At 71.0% G+C, this 19,626-nt stretch carries 16 protein-coding genes; 14 read left to right on the forward strand and 2 right to left on the reverse strand.

Features of this window, described 5'->3' with window-relative positions; genetic code table 11:
• The first annotated feature begins 714 nt into the window (after positions 1–714).
• Positions 715–1,095 carry a hypothetical protein gene (locus tag A1QA_RS0106955; protein WP_017178196.1) on the forward strand — a complete coding sequence of 127 codons (381 nt, stop codon included), beginning with the start codon at positions 715–717 and terminating at the stop codon, positions 1,093–1,095.
• Between the two features lie 248 nt (positions 1,096–1,343).
• Here A1QA_RS0106955 and A1QA_RS0106960 read toward each other — a convergent pair whose 3' ends face one another.
• Together A1QA_RS0106960 and A1QA_RS0106965 are read right to left on the reverse strand one after the other, a co-directional pair.
• Positions 1,344–3,326, reverse strand: coding sequence for a solute carrier family 23 protein (locus tag A1QA_RS0106960; RefSeq protein ID WP_017178197.1), 1,983 nt, complete (start codon positions 3,324–3,326; stop codon positions 1,344–1,346).
• A gap of 137 nt (positions 3,327–3,463) precedes the next feature.
• Positions 3,464–4,120, reverse strand: a complete 657-nt coding sequence (locus A1QA_RS0106965) for a GntR family transcriptional regulator (protein WP_017178198.1) — start codon at positions 4,118–4,120, stop codon at positions 3,464–3,466.
• Positions 4,121–4,368: 248 nt separating this feature from the next.
• Here A1QA_RS0106965 and A1QA_RS0106970 point away from each other — a divergent pair, with 248 nt between their 5' ends.
• The 13 genes from A1QA_RS0106970 (at position 4,369) to A1QA_RS0107030 (ending at position 19,563) form a co-directional block, all read left to right on the forward strand.
• Positions 4,369–6,003: an ABC transporter substrate-binding protein gene (locus tag A1QA_RS0106970; protein WP_017178199.1), complete on the forward strand. Its 1,635-nt coding sequence runs from the start codon at positions 4,369–4,371 to the stop codon at positions 6,001–6,003.
• A gap of 233 nt (positions 6,004–6,236) precedes the next feature.
• Positions 6,237–7,202 carry an ABC transporter permease gene (locus tag A1QA_RS0106975; RefSeq protein WP_017178200.1) on the forward strand — a complete coding sequence of 322 codons (966 nt, stop codon included), beginning with the start codon at positions 6,237–6,239 and terminating at the stop codon, positions 7,200–7,202.
• Entirely contained in the window at positions 7,202–9,340 is a 2,139-nt protein-coding gene (locus tag A1QA_RS0106980) for a dipeptide/oligopeptide/nickel ABC transporter permease/ATP-binding protein (RefSeq protein ID WP_017178201.1), read from the forward strand. Before A1QA_RS0106975 ends, A1QA_RS0106980 begins: the two co-directional genes overlap by 1 nt.
• Entirely contained in the window at positions 9,340–10,188 is an 849-nt protein-coding gene (locus A1QA_RS0106985) for an ATP-binding cassette domain-containing protein (RefSeq protein WP_017178202.1), read from the forward strand. Before A1QA_RS0106980 ends, A1QA_RS0106985 begins: the two co-directional genes overlap by 1 nt.
• 63 nt (positions 10,189–10,251) lie before the next feature.
• A complete protein-coding gene (locus A1QA_RS0106990) occupies positions 10,252–11,172 on the forward strand; it encodes a dihydrodipicolinate synthase family protein (protein WP_017178203.1) in 921 nt (306 codons plus the stop codon).
• Between the two features lie 137 nt (positions 11,173–11,309).
• A complete protein-coding gene (locus A1QA_RS0106995; RefSeq protein ID WP_017178204.1) occupies positions 11,310–12,347 on the forward strand; it encodes an ROK family protein in 1,038 nt (345 codons plus the stop codon).
• 82 nt (positions 12,348–12,429) lie between these two features.
• Positions 12,430–13,161: an N-acetylmannosamine-6-phosphate 2-epimerase gene (locus tag A1QA_RS0107000; protein WP_017178205.1), complete on the forward strand. Its 732-nt coding sequence runs from the start codon at positions 12,430–12,432 to the stop codon at positions 13,159–13,161.
• Positions 13,162–13,363: 202 nt separating this feature from the next.
• Positions 13,364–13,648 (forward strand): HU family DNA-binding protein, encoded by a 285-nt coding sequence (locus tag A1QA_RS0107005; RefSeq protein ID WP_017178206.1) that lies wholly within the window; start codon positions 13,364–13,366, stop codon positions 13,646–13,648.
• A 180-nt stretch (positions 13,649–13,828) separates the two neighbouring features.
• Positions 13,829–14,611, forward strand: coding sequence for an ABC transporter ATP-binding protein (locus A1QA_RS0107010; RefSeq protein WP_244266109.1), 783 nt, complete (start codon positions 13,829–13,831; stop codon positions 14,609–14,611).
• The gene (locus tag A1QA_RS0107015; RefSeq protein WP_017178208.1) at positions 14,587–16,287 is read left to right on the forward strand and encodes a hypothetical protein; all 1,701 of its coding nucleotides are present in this window, start codon (positions 14,587–14,589) and stop codon (positions 16,285–16,287) included. Before A1QA_RS0107010 ends, A1QA_RS0107015 begins: the two co-directional genes overlap by 25 nt.
• A 172-nt stretch (positions 16,288–16,459) precedes the next feature.
• Positions 16,460–17,194: a glucosamine-6-phosphate deaminase gene (gene nagB, locus A1QA_RS0107020; protein ID WP_017178209.1), complete on the forward strand. Its 735-nt coding sequence runs from the start codon at positions 16,460–16,462 to the stop codon at positions 17,192–17,194.
• A gap of 207 nt (positions 17,195–17,401) precedes the next feature.
• Positions 17,402–17,749: a DUF3039 domain-containing protein gene (locus A1QA_RS0107025; RefSeq protein WP_017178210.1), complete on the forward strand. Its 348-nt coding sequence runs from the start codon at positions 17,402–17,404 to the stop codon at positions 17,747–17,749.
• Positions 17,746–19,563 carry a DEAD/DEAH box helicase gene (locus A1QA_RS0107030; RefSeq protein WP_017178211.1) on the forward strand — a complete coding sequence of 606 codons (1,818 nt, stop codon included), beginning with the start codon at positions 17,746–17,748 and terminating at the stop codon, positions 19,561–19,563. The genes A1QA_RS0107025 and A1QA_RS0107030 overlap by 4 nt, the downstream gene beginning before the upstream one ends.
• The last annotated feature ends 63 nt before the right edge of the window (positions 19,564–19,626 follow it).

Raw genomic sequence — 19,626 nt, forward strand, 5'->3', positions numbered from 1 at the left:
GGGGCGCGGCCCGTCGTCGCCGCTGCGCGGGATTCGCTTCGTTGTGGACGTGTCTTGGGGTTGCCGACGCGCCCCGGGGGCACGTCCGCAACCCTGGCGCGCGTCCGCAAGTGTGGGGGGCGGGGTGTGAACCGTGTGAGCCCTGGTGAATCACTCTCCGATGGGTGGCCGCCGTGGCACTCTGGACGGGGTTTTGCCTGTCTGACCGGGGTCTTGCCCGTCACGACGGGGGCTGTGACCCCGTCCTGTGCCCCGAACCCCCGGCATGATCCCCGAACCCGCGTCGTGTCGCCCGAACCCCCGTACAGGCGGGCCGGACGGAACGCGCCCTGGGAGTTGCTGGCGACGCCGCGCCGTTGAAAGCAGCGCATGACCGTTGTGGGCAGCACTGGGCAGTCGAGAGCAGCGTTCCCCGTGCTGCTCTCAACGGCCCAGTGCTGCTTTGAACGTCCCGCCGCTGCTCAAGATCTCCCGCCGCTGCTCTCGATGGGCGGCCGAGCGGACACGGCCGCGAGCACGACGGCGAGGCCGCTGCTTGGCGCGCCCCAACCCGGCGCGCGCCCACCGAATGGCCATAGGCGCGGTGTCCTATCGTCGTCCTGACAGCACCACCCTCCATACTGTCGTTCCGCAGCACACTGGCGATATCCCAGCCGGAACTCTCGCCGCAATCGCTCGTGGTCTTGAGCCCGCACTCGGGAAAGGATGGCTCCGATGACTGCCACCTACAATGCCACCGTTACTCGCGAGGGCACCGCCTGGCTCGCCCAGGCTGACAATCTGCCCGAGGCCCACACCTGGGCCCCCACACTCGCGGCCCTGCGCACCGCCATCGCGGACGCCATTGCCCTTGCCGACGACCTGGACGACGCCGTCACCCCCCTCGTCCTCCTGTCCGCTGATCCCAGTCTTCCGTCCGAGGTCGCCAATGCCATCGAGGTCGGCAACCGCCGCGCCCGACTCCGCGCCGCGGAGGCTGAGTTGAGGGCCGATACCCTCGCCACCGTCCACGACCTCCTCCAGGCCGGCTGCACCGTGCGAGACACCGCCGGCGCCGTCGGCCTCACCCCCGGTCGCATCACCCAGATCGCCTGACCGCCGTCGCACTCGCCGCCTGATCGAGCCTTGAGGTCGCTGGCGCTGGGGCTCGATTCCCCACCATTCCCGCGCCCTCGGCCCGCAGAAACCGTCTCGGCCCGCTCCCGCGCCCTCAAACTGCGAGAATGAGGGCGCGGGAGCGGGATGAGGGCGCAAACGCGTGCCGGGGCTCGATTCCCCACGTTCCACCAACGCTGAGGGCCCCGCACCACATGGTGCGGGGCCCTCAGCGCGCTCACGCCCGGTCAGTCGAGCTGCTCGAACTTGCGGGCCCAGGCGGAGCGCACGGGGTTGGCGTCGGCGATCATGGCGTCGAAGCGCTCGTCGGCGATGTCGACGATCTCCCCGATCGTGGTGCGGGCTTCGCGCGCGGGGGAGGCCTGGGCGCGGCTCCAGCCCCGGGCGATGAGCTGGGAGCGGTCGGCCAGGCGCTCCACGCACATGACCAGCGGGCGGTCGAAGCGCTCGTGGTAGGCCTCGGCGAGCGCCCGCAGCTCGGCGGCCTCGGCGTCGTTGAACTCGCCCAGGGCCAGCGAGGCGGTGTCGAGGCCGGCCTGGGGGTCATCCTCGGCGCCCTGGCCGAGCATGAGGTCGACGATGTCCCGGTAGCCAGCGGTCAGGGCGGCCTGCTCCACGCCGTCGGCGGACAGGACGACGTCCTGGAAGGCCTCCCGCAGCTCGGCGGTCGACTCGAAGGGAATCCGCTCCCACACGCGCTCGGCGGGCCAGGTGGCCCCGGCATGCATGGGGGAGAGGGCCGCGACGAACTGCTCGCGGTCCATGGCGTTGACCTCCTCCAGGCTGACCGCCCGGCCGTCCACGCGCGCCACATCCGGGCCGGACTGGCGCCCCACGTGGAAGAACATCAGGTTGAGGACGACGGCGGTGATCGAGCCGATCGTCACGCCCGATCCGAAGAGGATCGCGAGCCAGGACGGCATCATGCCCGCCAGGTCCGGCTTGAAGGTCACCAGCAGGGCCAGGCCGATCGAGGAGGAGACGATGACCGCGTTGCGGTTGTCATGCATGTCGACCTTGGCCAGGGTCTGGATGCCCACCACCGCCACGGAGGCGAACATGGCCAGCGACGCCCCGCCGATGACGGGGGAGGGGATCGCGGCGACGACGGCGCCCGCCTTGGGCAGCAGGCCCAGGAGGATCATGAGGCCGCCCGCTGCGGTGACCACCCACCGGGACTTCACCTGGGTGAGGCGCACGAGCCCGACATTCTGCGCGAAGCAGGTGTAGGGGAAGGAGTTGAAGACCCCGCCCAGGAGGGTCGACAGCCCATCAGCGCGCAGCGCGTTGGCGATATGGCGCGGCGTGATCCTCTTGCCGACGACCTCGCCGGTGGCGAAGACATCGCCGGTGGTCTCCACGGCGGTCACCGCCATGACGATGGCCATGGACACGATGCCCGCCAGGGAGAACTGCGGGATGCCGAAGAAGAACGGCGTGGTGACGCCCACCGGCGCCGCCGCCGCGACCCCGGAGAAGTCCGCGTCGCCCAGCGCCAGCGCCACCGCCGTGGCGACGACGAGGCCCACGAGGACCGCGATCGTGGACATGAAGCCCTTGAAGACGCGCTGCACGAGGACGATGACGCCCAGCGTGCCCAGGGCGTAGAGCAGCCCCTTGATCGTCAGGGCGGCGACCTGCGCGTCGGTGGAGCCCTCCGGGGCGTTCGTGCCCCAGGAGACGATGTCTCCCGCGGACACGCTCATGAGGGTCGTGCCCATGACGGTCAGCAGCGTGCCGGTGACCACCGGGGGGAAGAAGCGCAGCAGCCGGGCGAACCACGGCGCCGCGAGGAAGGTGAGGATGCCGGCGGCGATGATCGAGCCGTACATCGTGGCCAGGCCCGCGGTCCCTCCCTGGCCCCCGGAGGCCGCCATGCCGATGGCGATGAGGGGCGAGACCGCGGTGAAGGTCACTCCCTGGATGAGGGGCAGGCGCACGCCGATCTTGGGGCCGAGCCCGGCCGACTGGATGATCGTGGCGATGCCGCAGGTGAACAGGTCGGCGTTGATGAGGTGGATGGTGGTCTTCGCATCCAGGTTGAGCCCGGAGGAGATGACCAGCGGGACGACGACGGCGCCCGCGTAGAAGGCGAGCACGTGCTGGATGGAGAGGATCGAGAGCCTGCCGATCGGGGGCACGGCGTCGACCGGGTCGAGGCGCCGGGCAGGAGCGGCTGGGGTGGTGCTGAGGGCGGTGCCCTGTGTCATGCGGTCTCCCGGGAGTGCGGAGAGGGACAAGAACAGCGACATTGTGGCCCGCCCCGGCCTGTGGAGAGAAACCGGCCCCGCCGGCGCCAGGGCGCGGGCAGGGCCAGGCGGCGGCGTCCCGACGGACGCCCGGGCGCTCAGGCGCTCAGAGCGGAGACCAGCGGGGCGTAGTGCTTGCGGGTCGCCGCGCGGTAGGCCTCGGCGTCGCCCTTCCTGGCGGCCTCGAGCATCTCGCGGTGCGCCTTGGCCGTGATGATGATGTCCTCGGCCGCCGGGGCGTCCATGAGCGGGACGGTCAGGGTGTGGACCGCCCAGAAGGCGTCGATGAGGTGGGCCCACAGATGGTTGGGCAGGGGCTCCAGGATGCGCGCGTGGAAGGCCCGGTCCTGCTCGGAGAAGGTCTTGCCCTCCCCGGCGAGCTCCTCCATGTCCTCGATGTAGCCGTCGAGGACGGGGTCGGGGCGGTCCTTCCAGGCCTCGACGACCTGGTCGGCCAGGGCGATGTCCAGGGTGGTGCGCACCTCGACGACGTCGCGCAGGCTCGCGTAGTCATCGCCCGGGGTCAGCAGGCCACGGAAGACGAGCGACTCGACCATCGGGCGCATGGAGACCTGCCCGACGAACATGCCGTGGCCATGGCGGACCTCGACGATGTCCAGCGCGACGAGCGTGCGCACCGCCTCGCGCACGGAGGAGCGCGACACGCCGAGGTCCGCGCACAGCCTGGACTCCGTGGGCAGCGGGTCGCCTGGTCGGAGGTGGTGGGAGAGTATGTAGTCCTTAATCGTGCTCATCGCGGTGGACGCTTGGGTCATCGGCGCCGGGGACAATGCGGCATAGGTGTTGCGCGGGGCTTCTCCAGGGGCCATTGTGGCGCACCTCACTCTCTCACTCTTCTGCTCGATGATCGGGCCTTCGTCGGCCAAGGTCCTATAGAGATTCTGACACGGTTCTGTCAACGGTTGGCTAGGAGTGGGTCGAACCTGATACAGTCATCCTACCAACGTCGGACATAAGACGTCAGATCTTCAGGAGTCCATCAATGGCGATTTCAGTTCCCCGCGCATCCCGGCGCGACTTCATCAAGATCAGCTCCACCATGGGCCTGGCCGCAGGCATCGCCGCAACCCTTGCCGCCTGCGGTGGCGGGAGCACCAAGAAGTCCAGCACTGGCGCTGGCTCCTCGGCGGCCCCCGATGTCGAGGTGACCAACAAGGACGGCGTCATCACCGCCGGCATCTCCTACGAGCTCGGCACCAACGGCTATGACCCGATGACGACGACGTCGGCCCTGACCGTCGCCGCCAACTGGCACACCATGGAGGGCCTGACCGAGATCCACCCCGCCACCCGCGAGTGCTACCCCGCCCTCGGCGCCGCGCTGCCCACGAAGGTCAGCGACACGAGCTACGAGGTCGCCCTGCGCGACGGCGCGGTCTTCTCCGACGGCACCGCCGTCACCGTCGAGGACGTCGTCTTCTCCTTCGAGCGCGTCCTCAACCCGGACAACAAGTCCCTCTACGCCTCCTTCCTCCCCTTCCTGGACAAGGTGGAGAAGAAGGACGACAAGACCGTCACCCTCACGCTCAAGTACGCCTTCTCGCTGGTCGCCGAACGCATCGCCGTGGTCAAGATCGTCCCGAAGGCGGTCGTCGAGGCCGATGCGAAGGCCTTCGACCAGATGCCCGTGGGCACCGGCCCCTACGTCATGAAGGACAACGGCGCCGCCTCCAAGACCGTCGTCTTCGAGCGCAACGACAAGTACAACGGCCCCAAGCCCGCCCTGGCCAAGTCCATGACCTGGCAGGTCCTGCCCGATGACACCACGCGCACCAACGCGATGAGCAACGGCACCGTCCAGGCGATCGACGCCGTCCCGGCCGCCCAGCTCACCACCATGTCCGCCCCGATCAAGGTCAGCGCGGAGCAGGGCTTCGGCCTCCTGTTCGCGATGTTCAACTGCGGCTCCGAGCCCATGAAGGAGGTCAAGAACCGCCAGGCGATCCTCTACGCCCTCGACTACGCCTCGATCTGCAAGAACGGCATGGCCGGCCTGGCCACCCCGGCCACCTGCTTCGTCCAGAAGGAGCACCCCGCCTACCGCGCCGCCAAGGTCGACTACTCCACCGGCGGCGTCGAGAAGGCCAAGGCCCTCCTGGCCGAGACCGGCCTGACGACCGTGCGCCTGCTGTGCTCCGACCACGGCTGGTTCTCCTCGGTCCGCCCGATCATCAAGGAGAACCTCGAGGCCGCGGGCCTGACGGTCACCTACGAGGAGAAGAAGTCCGCCGACGTCTACAACACCATCGACGGCAACCCCGAGGCCTACGACATCGTCGTGGCCCCCGGCGACCCCTCGGTGTTCGGCAATGACGCGGACCTGCTCCTGCGCTGGTGGTACGCCGGTGACACCTGGATCGACAAGCGCATGCACTGGAAGGGCCAGGAGTCGCAGACCAAGGTCCAGGAGCTGCTCGACGCCGCCGTGCAGAAGACCGGCGATGAGCAGGTGACCGCCTGGCAGGAGATCTTCGACACCATCTCCGAGGTCGTTCCGCTCTACCCGATCTTCCACCGCAAGACCCCGACCGCCTGGAACGGCGACACCCTGGTCAACTTCAAGCCGATCACACTGACCGGCCTGTCCTTCACCGGGGTCGGCTCCAACAACAACTGAGGCTCATGGCCTCGTCCGCCTGAGGCGCGCGCGGCGCTCCTCCGTTCGTCGGGGGAGCGCCGCGCGCGCCGCGGTTGGTGTGATGGGCACCGACTTGCCATTACTTGTCAGACGTCAGACAATAGACCTGAGGCCGACCGCCAGGCCTCCGCGCCTCCCATGGGCGCCGGAGGCGGGCCAGTAGGCCGACCACCGCCCTCCCGGGCGGGACACCGAAGCAAAGGAGCACTCCAGTGTCCAACCTCATCCGCCTGATCGGACGGCGCCTCCTGGCGCTGCCCGTCATGGTGCTGGGTGTGACGCTGCTCGTCTTCGTCGTCATGTCATTCTCCTCGGCAGACCCCGCGCGCCTGGCGCTGGGCGAGGCGGCATCGGCGGAGGCCCTCGAGCAGTACCGGATCGACCACCACCTCAACGACCCCCTCCTGACCAGGTTCTGGGACTACCTCGTCGGCCTCGTCCACGGTGACCTCGGGCAGAGCTTCACCGGCGTCGACATCAGCCGGCTCATCTCAGACGCCTTCCCCATCACCCTCCAGCTCACCCTCATCGGCCTGGCCGTGGCGATCATCGTCGCCGCGATCCTCGGCGTCGTCGCGGCGCTGTACCGCGACCGCTGGCCCGACCAGGTCATCCGCGTCGTCTCCATCGCCTGCCTGGCCACCCCCTCGTTCTGGCTGGCGCTCCTGCTCATCCAGTGGCTCACCGACGTGCCCGGGGGCGCGGGGATCTTCCCCGCCCTCATCACCGACTGGGTCCACTTCTCCGACGACCCCGGCGAGTATGTCCGCCAGGTCTTCCTGCCGGCGCTTGCCATCGCCGTGCCCAACATCGGCTCGCTCACCCGTGTCGTGCGCACCGCCATGGTCGAGGAGCTCGACCGCGACTACGTGCGCACCGCCATCGGCGCCGGCATCCCCAAGCGCGTCGTCGTGGCCCGCAACGTCCTGCGCAACGCGCTCATCACCCCGCTGACGGTCCTGGGCCTGCGCGTGGGCTACTCGATGGGTGGCGCCGTCGTCATCGAGATCATCTTCAACATCAAGGGCATGGGCCAGCTCATCCTCGATGGCATCACCCGCAACGAGGTCAACATCGTTCAGGGCGTCTCGATCACTGTCGCGCTGGCGTTCATCGTCATCAACATCATCGTCGACATGCTCTACGTCCTCGTCAACCCGCGAATCAGGAGCGTCTGATGCTGCACCGCCGCACACTCGAGAAGGCCGCCAAGCCCGGCCTGCGCTTCCAGGGCTGGAAGGCCCTGCCGCTCGGCTCCAAGATCGCCGTCATCGTCCTGCTCGCGATCGTGCTCATGGGGCTCCTCGCCCCGCTCATCGCCACCTACAACCCCTCCACCACGGGCCTCGCCGAGGGCACCACCTACCAGGAGGGCATCGGCGAGATCACCACGGTGACCGTCGAGCCCAATGGCGAGCAGCTCTTCGGCACTGACAAGACCGGGCGCGACGTCTTCTCCCGCGTCGTCTACGGCTCGCGCGTCTCCATCGTCGTCGGCCTGTCCGCCACGGCCCTCGCCCTGGCCGTCGCCGTGGTCCTGGGCGCGATCGCCGCCACCGCGCGCAAGTGGGTCTCCGAGGTCCTCATGCGCGTGCTCGACATCGTCATGTCCTTCCCGGGCATCGCCCTGGCGGCCGTGCTCGTGTCGGCCCTGTCCCAGAGCCTGCCGATGCTCCCGGTGATCATCGTGTCGATCGCCATCCTCTACATCCCGCAGCTCACCCGCGTCGTGCGCGCCAACATCCTGTCCCAGTTCGGGGAGGACTACGTGGCGGCCTCGAAGGTCATGGGGGCCTCCGTGCCCTGGATCCTCGCCAAGCACGTCGCCCGCAACTGCATCGCCCCGATCATGGTCTTCGCGACCGTCCTGGTGGCAGACGCGATCGTCTTCGAGGCCTCGCTGTCCTTCATCGGCGCGGGCATCAAGTCCGTCAACACCCCCACCTGGGGCAACATGCTCTCCGAGGGCAAGGAGCTCCTCCTGCAGGGGGCCTGGTGGCCGACCTTCTTCCCCGGCCTCATGATCCTCATCACCACCCTGTGCCTCAACGTCCTGTCCGAGGGCCTCACCGACGCCATGGCCTCGCCGCGCATCCGCCGCAAGGTCGACGTCCAGGCCGATGAGGAGGCCATGGAGGCCGTCGAGACCGCCAAGGCCTGGGACGAGGCCGGCGCCGCCGTCGAGGCCCACGCCTCGGTCCCCGCGGGCGCCGCCAAGGGCGGGGAGATGAGCAGCCTCACCGGGCTGGCCGAGCCCGCCGCCGAGGACGTGCCGCTGGCCGAGCGCCTCCAGCAGCTGGCCGTGGCCGAGCGCCAGCGCGGCGACCGCCTCGTCTACACCGACACCGGCGCCGAGCCGGTCCTGGAGGTCAAGAACCTGTCCATCGCCTTCCCCGCCCAGCACGGCGAGGTCAACATCGTCGACGACGTCTCCTTCTCGGTGCGCCCCGGCGAGACGATGGGCCTGGTCGGCGAGTCCGGCTGCGGAAAGTCGATCTCCTCGATGGCCGTCATGGGCCTCCTGCCGCCCACCGCCCGCATCACCGGCGAGATCCTGTTCAAGGGCAAGAACATCCTCGAGATGACCCCCGAGCAGCACAACGCCCTGCGCGGGCACGAGATGAGCATGATCTACCAGGACGCGCTGTCGTCCCTCAACCCCTCCATGCTCATCAGCGCCCAGATGAAGCAGCTGACCTCCCGCGGGGGCAAGCGCACCGCCGCCGAGCTCCTCGAGCTCGTGGGCCTCGACCCCGAGCGCACCCTCAAGAGCTACCCGCACGAGCTCTCCGGCGGCCAGCGCCAGCGCGTCCTCATCGCCATGGCCCTGACCCGCGACCCCAGCCTCGTCATGGCCGACGAGCCCACCACCGCCCTGGACGTCACCGTCCAGAAGCAGGTCGTCGACCTCCTCAACGACCTGCGCGAGAAGCTCGGCTTCGCGATGGTGTTCGTCTCCCACGACCTGGCGCTCGTCGCCAAGCTCGCCCACCGGATCACCGTCATGTACGCCGGCCAGGTGGTCGAGCAGGCCGAGACCACCGAGCTCCTGGTCAACCCGACCCACGAGTACACCCGGGGCCTGCTTGGCGCCGTGCTCTCCATCGAGGCGGGCTCCAACCGCCTCCACCAGGTCCGCGGCACCGTGCCCAGCCCCTCCGAGTTCGTCTCCGGGGACCGCTTCGCTCCGCGCTCCTCCCACCCCACCGTGGGCCTCGAGACCCGCCCCACCCTCAAGCCGGTCGATGGCAACCCGGATCACGTCTTCGCCATCACCCCCGAGCTCGAGGCGATCCTCGCGAAGGAGGCCCACTGATGGCCGCACGCACATCCTCTCGTGGCACCGGCAGCACCGCTTCCGGCGCCTGGACCGAGGCCGATCCCGTCATTGAGCTGAAGAACGCTCACGTCATCCACACCTCGCGCACTGGCAGCCTGTTCAAGCCCGACACCGTCCACGCCGTCAATGACGTCTCCCTGACGGTGCGCCGCGGCGAGACCCTCGGCCTCGTGGGCGAGTCCGGGTGCGGCAAGTCGACGACGGCGCGCGTCATGGTGGGCCTCCAGCCCCTGACCAAGGGCGAGGTCTACTTCAAGGGCAAGAGGATCGGCCACTCCGCGGCCGACCGCAAGGCCCTCGGGCGCTCGGTGTCCGTGGTCTTCCAGGACCCCGCCACCGCGCTCAACCCGCGCATGATCGTGCACGACACGCTCATCGACCCGCTCAACGTCCACGGCGTCGGCAGCCCCAAGGAGAGGGAGGCGCGCGTGCGCGACCTCCTCCACCTCGTGGGCCTGCCGCCCTCCGCCCTGGACGTCCTGCCCCGCCAGATCTCCGGCGGTCAGCGCCAGCGCGTGGCCATCGCCCGCGCCCTGGCCCTGGACCCGGACATCATCGTGGCCGACGAGCCCACCTCCGCCCTCGACGTCTCCGTGCGGGCCCAGGTGCTCAACCTCCTCCAGGACCTCAAGGCCACCCTCGGCCTGGGATTGGTGTTCATCAGCCACGACATCAACACCGTCCGCTACGTCTCGGACAAGATCGCCGTCATGTACTACGGCCGGATCCTCGAGATGAACACGACGGCGGAGATCTTCAACAACCCCCAGGAGAACTACACGAAGACGCTGCTGTCCGCCGTGCCCTCCCTCCTCGAGGGCTGAGCGCCGCCGCTGCCGGCGCTCGGCCTTCCCCAACCCATCCCAGCAATCAGGAAGAACATCCTCATGGACACCCGCTTCACCGGCGTCATCCCGCCGGTCATCACCCCCTTCACCGCCAGCGGCGACGTCGACTACGACGACCTCGACAAGATCATCGACCACCTCATCGATGGCGGCATGCACGGCCTGTTCGTGCTCGGCTCCTCCGGCGAGGTCGCCTACCTCACCGACGCCGAGCGCGACGAGATCGTCAAGCGGACCGTCGCCCGCGCCGCCGGCCGCGTGCCGGTCCTCGCCGGCGCCATCGACACCACCGCCAAGCGCGTCATCGAGCACGCCAAGCGCGCCGAGGCCCTGGGCGCCGGCGGCATCGTGGCGACCTGCCCCTTCTACGCCATCAACGACGAGGAGGAGTTCGCCGCCCACTTCCGCGCCATCGCCGCCGCGGTGTCGATCCCCGTCTTCGCCTACGACGTCCCCGTGCGCCTGGGGGGCAGGAAGCTGTCCCGCGACCTCCTCGTGCGCCTGGGCACCGAGGGCGTCATCGCCGGCGTCAAGGACTCCTCCGGTGACGACGTCGGCTTCCGCCGCCTCGTGGCCGCCAACAAGAAGGCCGGCCACCCCCTGGCCCTCCTGTCCGGGCACGAGCTCATGGTCGACGGGATGCTCCTGCTGGGCGCCGACGGCTTCGTCCCCGGCTACGGCAACGTCGAGCCGCGCCCCTACCGCGAGATGTGGGACGCCTCCCGCGAGGGAGACTGGGCCCGCGTGCGCGACATCCAGGACAAGATCGCCGCCGACTTCGAGACCGTCTTCGCCGTCAAGGGCCGCTCAGGCGACGCCACCGGCATCGGCGCCTTCAAGACCGCCATGGTCGAGCTCGGCATCATCAAGTCCAACAACATGGCCTTCCCGATCAAGCCCCTCGAGGGCGCCAACAAGGAGGCCGTCGTGGCCATCATGAAGGAGGAGGGCCTCATCTAAATGCCCATGGGGCTCGGGTCCGGGCGCGCGCCCGGACCCGAGCCCCCACCCTCCCTCTCCTCTTCCCCGAACGACTGCCCCGCTTCTCCGCCCGCTTCTCCACCGCGCCCGCCCGGGCCGACGACGAAAGGACTCCCATGGCCCCCACCGATGCGTCCGGCCAGGCGCCCGCCCCGGGCGCGCCCAGGGCCAGCGGCGAGGCTGGCTCCCCGGTCGTCGTCGGGCTCGACCTGGGCGGCACCAAGATGGCGGCCGCCCTCGTGGGAGCCGACGGCGCCCTGCTCGGCCCCATCGCCTCCATCCCCACCCCCGCCCACGACGGCCCGGGCGCCATGCTCGACGCCATCGCCTCCCTCGTCATGGAGGCGGCGCGCGCGGGCGCTGCCAGCGCGGGGGAGGGGCCTGGCGGGCCCGTGGCCATCAGCGCGGTGGGCATCGGCACCGCCGGCGTCGTCGACGTCGAGCGCGGGGAGATCGTCTCGGCCACCGACGCCATCACCGCCTGGGCCGGCACGCGCGTCGCCGAGGGCGTCCAGGCCCGCCTGGAGGCAGGGGGCCTGGGCCGCCTGCCCATCCACGTCGAGAACGACGTCGACGCCTACGCGGCGGGGGAGGCCTGGCTCGGCGCCGGGCGCGGCACGCGCTGCGCCCTCATGGTCGCCGTGGGCACCGGTGTGGGCGGCTCCGTCCTGCTCGACGGCGCCCCCCTGCGCGGCGCCCACCACGTCGCCGGGGAGATCGGGCACATGCCCTCCGGCCTCGCCGCGGCCGAGACCTGCACCTGCGGGCGCCGAGGCCACCTCGAGCCCATCGCCGCGGGCCCCCAGATCCACCGCCGCTACCTCGCCGCCGGCGGGGACCCCTCCGCCGCCAACGCCTACGACGTCGAGCAGCGCGCCCAGGCGGGCGACGAGCTCGCCGCGCGCGTCTACCGGGAGGCCGCCGTCGCCCTGGCCCAGGCCATCGCCGGAGTGGCCACCGTCCTCGACCCCGAGCGCGTCATCATCTCCGGCGGCCTGGCCAGGGCCGGCGAGCTGTGGTGGGGCCCTCTGCGCGAGACCTTCGCCTCGGAGATCATCGAGCCCCTGGCCGGCATCGGGATCGTCCCCGCCGAGCTCGGCACCACCGCCCCCATCATCGGCGCCGCCAGGGGCGCCCTCGCCCTCCTCGACTGAGCCGCCAGCGCCCCGCGGCGCCCGGCCCCCGACCGCATCCCACGTCCCGCCCCATGAACGCCCCACGAAAGAAGGCCACGCCATGACCGCCACGAACGAGACCGAGCCCGGCCAGGCCCTCCTCGACCGCCTCAAGGGGGGCCTCATCGCCTCCGCCCAGGCCTACCCCGGCGAGCCCATGCGCGACCCCCGCACCATGGACGAGGTCGCCCAGGCCTGCGTGGCCGGCGGCGCCGTCGGGATCCGCGCCCAGGGCCTGGCGGACCTCGCCCTCATCTGCCAGCACGTCGACGTCCCCGTCATCGGTCTGTGGAAGGACGGGCACGACGGCGTCTTCATCACCCCAACCCTCACCCACGCCATCGCCGTGGCCGCCACCGGCAGCCAGATCGTCGCCCTCGACGGCACCCGGCGCCCCCGACCCGACGGGCTCACCCTCGCCCAGACCGTCGAGGGGCTGCGCGCCGCCCGCCCGGGCACCCTCATCATGGCCGACTGCGGATCGGCCGACGACGCCCGCGCCGCGCAGGACGCCGGCGTAGACATCCTGGGCACCACCCTGGCCGGGTACACCGGCGAGCGGCCCAAGACCGACGGGCCCGACCTCGAGCTCGTCGACGAGATCGTCGGCTTCGCCTGTCTGCCGCTCGTCGTCGAGGGGCGGGTCCACACCCCCGCACAGGCCGCCTCCGCCATGGAGCATGGCGCCTTCGCCGTCGTCGTGGGCACCGCGATCACCCACCCCACGACCATCGCCTCCTGGTTCGTCAGCGCCGTGGGGGGAGCCGGCAGGGGCAGTGAGGGCGCCGCCTGAGCGCTCATTGCGGATTCCCAGGTGGGAGGCCATGCCGGGACGCGTGGGGCTCATGGGGCTCGCGGGGCGATTGAGGCGCTGATCTGGTGTGTCATACGCCGAAAATCGGCTCAGCAACTGACAAAACGCCTCACTTGTGCATAGCGTTGCGGCCAGTGGCACCACCCAACCGAGGTGCCGCTCCACGACCGAGAGGCAAGACATGTCCGTCAACCGCACCGAGCTCATCGCAGCCATCGCCGCCAAGACCGATCTGAAGAAGACCGAGGCCGACGCGTTCCTCGCCGCCTTCCAGGACGTCCTCGTCGAGAGTGTCTCGAAGGGCGAGGCTGTCAAGATCACGGGCCTGATGGGTGTGGAGCGCGTCAAGCGCGCTGCCCGCACTGGCCGCAACCCCCGCACCGGTGAGGAGATCCAGATCCCCGCGGGCTACGGCGTCAAGCTGACCGTGGGCTCGGCCCTCAAGAAGGCCGTCGCCGACAAGTGAGTCCGGCCGAGAGGGCTGCGGGACGCGAGAGGCGTCCCTGAGCCGTCCAGATGACCTCAAGGGGTGCGCCACCGAGACGGTGGCGCACCCCTTCTCGTCGCTCCGCGGGAGGAGGCATCATGGGCGACATCGTCCACGCGGACGAGGACCGGTTCGTCGCGCCCCTCGTAGCCTGGTGATATGAGCCAGACAACATCCGGGATCCCCCCGGCCCTTCTCATGGAGGGGCTGTGCAAGGCCTTCGGCCAGAAGATCGCCGTCAACATGCTCAGCCTGTCAGTCCGCACGGGCTCCATCTACGGCGTCGTCGGCCCCAATGGGGCGGGCAAGACGACGACGCTGTCCATGTGCACCGGCCTCCTGCGCCCCGACGCCGGCCGCGCCCTCGTCCACGGCGTCGACGTGTGGGCGGACCCCGCCGGGGCGAAGACGCTCCTCGGCGTCCTGCCCGACGGTCTGCGCACCTTCGACCGCCTCAACGGCCTCGAGCTCGTCACCTACTCGGGGCTGCTGCGCGGCATGGACCGCGACGTCGTCACCGAGCGGGCCACCGAGCTGCTCCACGTCCTGGAGCTGTGGGACGCGGGCAAGACCCTCGTGGCCGACTACTCCGCGGGAATGCGCAAGAAGGTCCACCTGGCCTGCGCGCTCGTCCACTCGCCCTCCGTGCTCGTCCTCGACGAGCCCTTCGAGGCCGTCGACCCCGTCGCGGCGAGGTCCATCCAGACGATCCTGCGCGACTTCGCTCAGGCCGGCGGCACGGTCATCATCTCCAGCCACGTCATGGCCACGGTCCAGCGCTTCTGCACACACGTGGGCGTCATCGGCGCCGGACGGGTCCTGGCCGCGGGCACCACCGACGAGGTCGCCGCGGGGGAGGACCTCGATACCCGGTTCGCCCAGCTCGTGGGCGGCCCGACGACGACGGAGGGGCTGTCATGGCTGCGACCCTCATCCGACTGAGGTGGAGGCTCACCCTCAACGCCATCACGCGGAACGCCTGGACGACGGTCGCCGCCGTCCTCGGCGCGCTGTGGGGGCTCTCGGTCCTGGGCGGGGTGATCCCGGGCTCCGTGCTCCTCGGCGCCAGGGCGGGAACCGGCGACGCCGCCCTCGTCCTCGGCGCTGTCGGCGCCCTGCTGGTGCTGGGCTGGGCGCTCGTCCCCCTGCTCGTCGTGGGAGTCGACTCGACTCTCGACCCGCGGGCCATGGCCGCGTGGATCGCGCCCTCGCGCCCCCTCGCCGTCGGCCTGGCCGTCGCCGGGGCCCTCGGGATCCCGGGGATCGTCACCAGTGTCGTCGTCCTGCTGCCCGCGATCACCTGGATGGTCGCCGGCCACTGGCTCGCGGCCCTGCTCGCGCTGCTCATGGCGCCGGTGGCGCTGGCCACCTGCGTGCTCCTGTCGCGGATCGTGGTCATCGGACTCGGGGTCTCGACGACGCGGCGCGGCCGGGACGCCAGTGGTGTCATCGCCGCCGTGCTCGTCATCGGGGGAGTGCTCCTCATCAACGCGTTCAACGCGCTCGCGAATCGCGCGCAGGGCGTGTCCCTCGAGGGCCTGCGCGCGGCGGCGCGGGCCCTCGGCGCGAGCCCCCTGGGGTGGACGCTCGCGGCCCCCGGGGAGCTGGCGCAGGGCAGGCCCGGGGTCGCCCTGGGCGAGGCGATCGGGTCGGTCGCGCTCGTCGCGCTCCTCATCCCCCTCTGGGAGCGGGTCATGGCCCGCGTCATGACAGGGCCCGCCCGGAGCGCCGGACGCGCTGACGCCTACGCCTCGGCGAGGGCCGCGCGCGGAGGGGCTTCAGCGGTGGACGCGCTGGCCTGGCACAAGCGCCTGTCACGGCTCATGCCCTCTCCCGCGGCCGCCGTCGCCGCGAGGTGCCTGAGGTACTGGCGCGCGGATCCCCGCTATCTCACGCAGGCGCTCGGCGTGGTCCTCGTGCCCGTCATGCTGGCGGTCGTCGGAAGCCTCCACGCCGCCACGGCGGCATCGAGCTCCGGGCGCGACGCCTCTCCATCGGATGTGGTGACCATGGCCATCGGGCCCGCGTTCATGGCGATCATCGCCGGCTGGTCCCTCCTGAACGACCTCGGCTACGACTCGACGGCGCTGTGGTCGCATATCAGCGCTGGCCTGCGGGGGCGCGATGACCGCCTCGGCCGCGTGGTGGCGGCGCTCCTGTGGCAGGTCCCCGTCCTGACGGGGACGCTCCTCGCCCTCGCCGGGTGGACGGGGCGCTGGGCCATGGTGCCGCTCATACTCGGCGCGATGGCGGCGATTCACGGCACGGCGCTGGCATGGTCCTGCGTCGTGAGCACGCTCGTCCTCTGCGAGGTCAACGCCCCTGGGGAGAGCCCTTTGAAGTCGAGGACCTCGGGCACCGTTTTCGTCGCGGGGCTCCAGCAGGCAGTGGGCTTTCTCGTGATCCCGCTCATCAGCGCGCCGGTCTGGGGTCCCGCGATCGCGGTGGCCTCGGCGGGCGCGTGGGCCTGGGGCTGGGCCGTGCTCGTGGGCGGGGTGCTCTGGGGCGTCGCCGGCGTCGCGGTGGGCGTCGCCGCCGGCGGGAGGGCGCTGGATCGGCGCGAGGTTGCGGTTCTCGCCACTATCTCGTCCTGGCCGGGGCATATGGAGGTGCGCTGAGACGGAGGCCCGGGCCTGTGACATGCGCGGATGCGGCATGCCGGCGTCCGGGTGATGGAAGGGGCGGACGGTCTTCACGACATGACGTCTGGTGATCGAACATCCTACAATTCAATCAGGAGCGCGCAGGCGCCCATCCCGCATGAGATCCCACTGATCGAGGAGAGCAACCATGGAACTCGTTGTCCTGGACACCCCCGAGGCCATCGCCGAGCGCGCCGCCGACGCCATCGAGGAGCTGCTGGCCTCCAAGCCGGATGCCGTCCTCGGTACCGCCACCGGCTCCAGCCCCCTGCCCCTCTACGACGAGCTCGTGCGCCGCTGCGCCGCCGGACGGCTGTCCTTCGCCCGAGTCACCGGCTTCATGCTCGACGAGTACGTGGGGCTCCCTGACGAGCACCCCGAGCGCTACGCCACCTTCATGGAGCGCAACCTGCGCTCCCGCGTCGACATGCGCCCCGGCGCCCTCCACGGCCCGGACGCCCTGGCCGACGACCTCCAGGCGGCCTGCGCCGACTACGAGCGCCAGATGGCCGAGGCCGGCTACTGCGACCTGCAGATCCTGGGCATCGGCTCCGACGGGCACATCGCCTTCAACGAGCCCGGCGGTCCGCTGGACTCGCCCACGCACGTCGATGTCCTGACCGAGCAGACCCGCCGCGACAACGCCCGCTTCTTCGACGGCGATATCGACGCCGTCCCCACGCACTGCATCACCCAGGGGCTGGGGACGATCATGAGGGCGAGGAAGCTCGTGCTCATCGCGACCGGGGCGGGCAAGGCCGAGGCCATCCGCCAGCTCGTCGAGGGGGAGGTCAGCGCCCAGTGGCCCTGCACTGTCATGCAGAACCACCCCGACGCCCTCGTCCTCGTCGACCCCGCCGCCGCCTCCCTCCTCACCCATTGATCCTCCCTATTACCGAGACCGGGCGAACAGCACCGCGAGATTTTGAATTGCCGGGTGGTTTCGCATCTCGCGGTGCTGTTCGCCCGGTCTCGGCGTGCTGTTCGCCCGGTCTCGGCGGAGGGGCGGGGCGGGCGAGTTATCGCACAGGCGGCTGGCTCGGAGCGCGCCGGGGAGCGGGCCTAGACTGGCCGCATGATCCTTCCCCGCATGAGCTCCGATCCTGCTGATCCTGGTAGCCCCGCGGACCCGGGCGCCGAGCCCGGGCGCTCCGTCGGCACGGCCGTCCTGGAGCGCGAGGAGCTGCAGTCCACGGACGACGGCGACGCCGACCGCTTCGCCCACTACGTGCGCAAGGACAAGATCGCCGCCGCGGCCGCCACCGGCCGTCCCGTCGTCGCCCTGTGCGGCAAGGTGTGGACGCCCGGGCGCGACCCGTCGAAGTACCCCGTGTGCCCCACCTGCAAGGAGATCATGGAGTCCATGCGCTCCGGTGATGGCGGCTCCTCAGGGGGCCCGCGCCGCCCGCGGTTCCCCTTCGGCCGAGGCGGTCAGTGAGCCCCGCGCGCGGGAGCCAGGCCCAGCACAACCCGACCCAGCCCTCGATCTTCGCCGCGGAGCACCTCTCCCCGGCCTACCCGCAGCGCGCCGCCTGGGGCACGACGCGCTCCCTGCGCGCCTGGCAGGCCGCCGCCCTCGAGAAGTACATGTCGGCCATGCCGCAGGACTTCCTGGCCGTGGCCACGCCGGGAGCCGGCAAGACCACCTTCGCGCTGCGCATCGCCGTCGAGCTCCTGCGCCTGGGCGAGGCCCACAAGGTCACCATCGTGTGCCCCACCGAGCACCTGAAGTACCAGTGGGCCGAGGCCGCCGCGAAGGTCGGCATCCACATCGACCCCTCCTACTCCAACGGGCAGGGGGCGCTCGGATCGCGCTTCGACGGCGTGGCGCTCACCTACGCGCAGGTCGCCGCCAACCCGGCGCTGCACCGCGCCCGCACCGACTCCATCCGCACCCTCGTCATCCTCGACGAGATCCACCACGGCGGCGACGCCCTCAGCTGGGGCGACGCCATCCGCGAGGCCTTCACCCCCGCCCGGCGCCGCCTGGCCCTGACCGGCACGCCCTTCCGCTCGGACACCGCCCCGATCCCCTTCGTCACCTACGCCGAGGAGGCCGGGGGCATCAAGCGCTCCAAGGCCGACTACTCCTACGGCTACTCCGACGCGTTGCGCGACGGCGTCGTCCGCCCGGTCATGTTCATGTCCTACTCGGGCGAGATGCGCTGGCGCACCCGCGCAGGGGACGAGGTGGCCGCCCGTCTGGGCGAGCCCCTGACCAAGGACCTGGAGGCCCAGGCCTGGCGCACCGCCCTCGACCCCAAGGGGGAGTGGATCCCCGCGGTCCTGGCCGCCGCGGACCAGCGCCTGAGCGAGGTGCGCCGCCAGGTGCCCGATGCCGGGGGACTGGTCATCGCCACCGACCAGGAGCGCGCCCGCGCCTACGCCCGCCAGCTGAGGGCGATCACGGGGGAGTCACCCACCGTGGTCCTCTCCGACGACTCAGGTGCCTCCAGCCGCATCGAGACTTTCGCCGAGTCCACTGACCGCTGGATGGTGGCCGTGCGCATGGTCTCCGAGGGCGTGGACGTCCCGCGCCTGGCCGTCGGCGTGTACGCGACCTCCACCTCCACGCCCCTGTTCTTCGCCCAGGCCGTCGGGCGCTTCGTGCGCTCGCGGGCGCGCGGCGAGACCGCCAGCGTCTTCCTGCCCTCGGTCACCCCGCTGCTGGGCCTGGCCAATGAGATGGAGGTCGCCCGCGACCACGTGCTCGGCAAGCCGCGCTCCAACGAGGACGAGGTCTTCGGCTACCCCGAGGACCGCCTCATCGCCGAGGCCAACAAGGAGGAGAAGGCCTCCGACGACCTCTTCGGCGCCTTCGAGGCCATGAACTCCACCGCCGAGTTCGACCGCGTCCTCTTCGACGGCGGCGAGTTCGGCACCGGCGCCATGGTCGGCTCCGTGGAGGAGCAGGACTACCTGGGCCTGCCGGGCCTCCTCGAGCCCGAGCAGGTGACCGCCCTGCTGCGTGCCCGCCAGGACAAGCAGATCAAGTCCCAGAAGCGCCAGGCCGCCGCTGCCGCCCAGCGCCGCGCCAACTCCGGCGTCGACGACGCCCGCAAGCGCGCCGCCGCCCGCAAGGAGCTCAGCTCGCTCGTGTCCGCCTGGGCCCGCCGCTCGGGCCAGCCCCACGGCGCCGTCCACAACGAGCTGCGCCGCGTGTGCGGGGGCCCGGAGGTCGCCCAGGCCACCACCGAGCAGATCGAGAAGCGCGTGGGCACCCTGCGCCGCTGGTTCGTCGGCAAGCGCTGAGGCGGCCGAGGGTCAGGCCCGCGCCCGATACGGCGGAAGGGGCCGACGACGGCGGGCAGCGCC

Origin of the sequence: Actinomyces timonensis DSM 23838, from assembly GCF_000295095.1 — a bacterium.
GTDB classification, from domain to species: Bacteria; Actinomycetota; Actinomycetes; order Actinomycetales; family Actinomycetaceae; genus Actinomyces; species Actinomyces timonensis.